The 3,075-nt window shown below is 59.9% G+C and carries 4 protein-coding genes; all 4 read left to right on the forward strand.

Features of this window, described 5'->3' with window-relative positions; translation table 11 throughout:
- The first annotated feature begins 429 nt into the window (after positions 1 to 429).
- A complete protein-coding gene (locus ACESMD_RS13505; protein WP_372614001.1) occupies positions 430 to 624 on the forward strand; it encodes a helix-turn-helix domain-containing protein in 195 nt (64 codons plus the stop codon).
- Positions 617 to 1,438, forward strand: a complete 822-nt coding sequence (locus ACESMD_RS13510) for a hypothetical protein (RefSeq protein WP_372614003.1) — start codon at positions 617 to 619, stop codon at positions 1,436 to 1,438. Before ACESMD_RS13505 ends, ACESMD_RS13510 begins: the two co-directional genes overlap by 8 nt.
- Entirely contained in the window at positions 1,425 to 1,976 is a 552-nt protein-coding gene (locus ACESMD_RS13515) for a hypothetical protein (protein ID WP_372614005.1), read from the forward strand. The genes ACESMD_RS13510 and ACESMD_RS13515 overlap by 14 nt, the downstream gene beginning before the upstream one ends.
- A gap of 55 nt (positions 1,977 to 2,031) precedes the next feature.
- On the forward strand, positions 2,032 to 3,075 hold a 1,044-nt coding region (locus ACESMD_RS13520; RefSeq protein ID WP_372614007.1), incomplete at its 3' end, for a hypothetical protein.

The raw sequence follows: 3,075 nt of genomic DNA on the forward strand, positions 1-3,075 counted from the left end.
AACGCATTCGTAATGCGTAGGTCGGAGGTTCGAATCCTCTTTGCGGCACCAATAAATTCAGTAAAAACGTCTACTTAGATCATAGCAATAGTGGCCGTTTTTGTTTGGCAACGCTTCCAGGTTCCAAATAGGTAGCAAGCGTCGGAAACAGCCAGCAACGCTGAGCGCCTAACCCTTGGCCCAGATCCTGGATCAGGCCGACCTCCTCCCATCATCCGTCGCTCTTAATCTCAGCACCAAATGCCCCACCCAGCTCACTGACAAAACTGACACAACCCTCGCCCGCACCTAACATCAGCTCTAAGGATCAAGACCAAGATTCGGCTTCACTACAACACCCAACCTCTGGCTTCTCGCGCCTGAGTCTTTTTCCTCTGTGCCATCTGAACCTGCTAAAGTCCTACAAACTGCTTTCAATCAGGACAAAACATGGAAGATCGATGGCTCTCGGTCGACGAGGTAGGCGAGTATCTGGGCGTCAAACGAGACACCGTCTATCGGTGGATTTCTGATCGTGCCATGCCGGCACATCGCATCGGACGGTTATGGAAATTCAAGCGCGACGAAGTGGACGGCTGGGTCCGCAACGGCGGCGCCAGGGAAGGTGGAAAGCAGGATGCATGATCAAGCCACCCTCAAGCGATTGGGCTTTATGACTCAGCAGGGCAGCACCCACACGGCGCGGACCATCATGCTCAGCGAGTTGACCACCCTTTTCACTCAGGTGGCCAGCGATGCCGGCAGGGATGACTACCAGACTGCCATTCGCGAAGCCAACTGTCTGGGCAAACGATCCGGCCGCAGCCGGAAGCTTACTGCCAGCCACCTGGCCTACCTCTATGGCCTCGACCCTGCGAACCCGATCCATACAGGCTTGCGCTACTTCTGGTCGCGGGATGAAGCCGCGCGCCCCCAGCTCGCGCTGCTGGCAGCTGCCGCGCGCGACTCACTGCTGTGCGAGCTCGCACCCGCTATTCTCGCCAAGCCGCTCGGCACCTCGATCACACGCGAATCGGTCGAGGAGACCATCGATCAGCGCTGGCCGGGCCGTTTCAGCACGCTAACACGCGAGTCCATCGCCCAGCGGGTCAACAGCAGCCTGGTACAGGTAGGCTACCTGCAAGGCCCCATCAAAAGGATTCGGGTCCAGCTCCAACCTGCGACAGGCGCTGTCGCCTACGCCCTCTATCTTGCCTGGTTGCAGGGCGGCCGAGGCGAACTGCTGCTGCAGAGTCCCTGGTGCAAGCTGCTGGACGCCAGCCAGGACCGCCTTCTGGAACTGGCGGCCCAGGCCTCGGCCAAGGGCTGGATGGTCATGCGCCGGGTCGACAACGTGGTGGATATCGACTTTCCCGCGCTATCTGGGGTCGTCACCAGCGCCATGCGTGCCGGCAAGGACGTCAAGTCACAGGGAGAGCCTATCAATGAGCAAGGTTAAACGCCTGATCGACTCCTACGGCCGGTTTATTGCCTTGCCCTGGCGGGATGATGCCGCCGCGGCCCAACGCGTCGTGTTCTGCGTCTATCCCGAGACGGAGGAACTCCGACTGCGCGCCAACATCGACGAATTCGAGCTGATCACCCGGCAGGCCGGCCATGAGTGGATGACTTTCGACCTGACCCACACCTTCGCCGTCTGGATGTCCAAACAGAAATATGCCAAAGGGTACTTCAGGTCTCCGGCAAATCTAGCTACGGTGATTCATCGTTATCTGGACTGGCTGGAAGCACAATTCACCGCGAAGCTCTCCACCCTGGGCGTAGGGGACAACCACGTGGTCACGCTTTATGGCGTGGGCAGTCTGTTCGGCCTCTTGAAGGTCAAGGCGGTGGTCGATCGCCTGGCCACACAGGTACCGGGGCGATTGATGGTGCTGTTCCCCGGCAGTTTCGAGAACAATAATTACCGGCTGCTGGATGGCTATGACGGCTGGAACTATCTGGCCACCCCCATCACGGCCGATGGGGCACGCTGACGCAAGATTGGCACTCGCCACCAAATGAGCACCCATACCGCAGGGGAAAGGACGCATGCGCAATCGTGAGCTGTATACCAAGGACCCATCGCAGCAACGGCTGGTCAACGAAGGTGTCGCCTACGTCAACGATGACACTAGTAGCCGGGCCCAGGCTGTGCTCCGCTATGAACTGGAAACCTTCGTCTGCGACGGCCAGTATGCACGCGGCATGCGGGATATCCTCGAAACCTACCTGAGCAACCTCAGTAACCCTCAGGCAGAACAGCAACCCGGCGTATGGATCAGTGGTTTCTTCGGTTCAGGCAAGTCCCACATGGCCAAGATGCTGCGCACCCTGTGGGAAGACGTCACCTTCGATGATGGTGCCGCGGCGCGCGGTATCGTCCACTTGCCCCAGGAGATCCAGGATCAGTTCATGGAACTGACAACCCAGGGCAAGCGCCACGGCGGTCTGTTCGCCGCCTCCGGCACCCTCGGGGCCAGCTCCCGCGACAAGAGCGTGCGCCTGGCGCTTCTCGCCGTGATCTTCCGCTCCGCGGGTCTGCCTCAGCAGTATCCGATGGCGCGCTTTGTCATGTGGCTGCGCGATGAGGGCATCCTCGACCAGGTGCGCGATGATGTCATTGCAGACGGCGATGACTGGGAGGAGGAACTCGACAACTTCTATGTGGCCGAGTCGCTGCACGAAGCCTTGGTCAGGGCCAAGCCGAAGACGTTCAGCAGCGTCGAATCCTGCGCCGAGACACTCTCCCACCTGTATCCTCACGTCAACGACGTCAGCAGCGACGACATGCTCAAGTCCATTCGTCAGGCCCTGAACCAGGACGGCAAGATGCCGCTGACCCTGGTGGTGCTAGACGAGGTTCAGCAATACATCGGTGGCGACGGCCAGCGCTCCATCGACGTTCAGGAAGCCGTGGAGGCCTGCTGCAAGGAACTCGGCAGCCGCCTGATGTTCATTGGCACCGGCCAGACAGCGATCACCGGGACCAGCAACCTGGCGCGCCTGCAGGCTCGCTTTACCTTGCGCATCGAGCTTTCGGATGCCGACGTGGATGCGGTGATTCGGCAGGTCATCCTGGCCAAGAAGCCGGAA

Source organism: Halomonas sp. (genome assembly GCF_041689495.1).
GTDB lineage: Bacteria > Pseudomonadota > Gammaproteobacteria > Pseudomonadales > Halomonadaceae > Halomonas.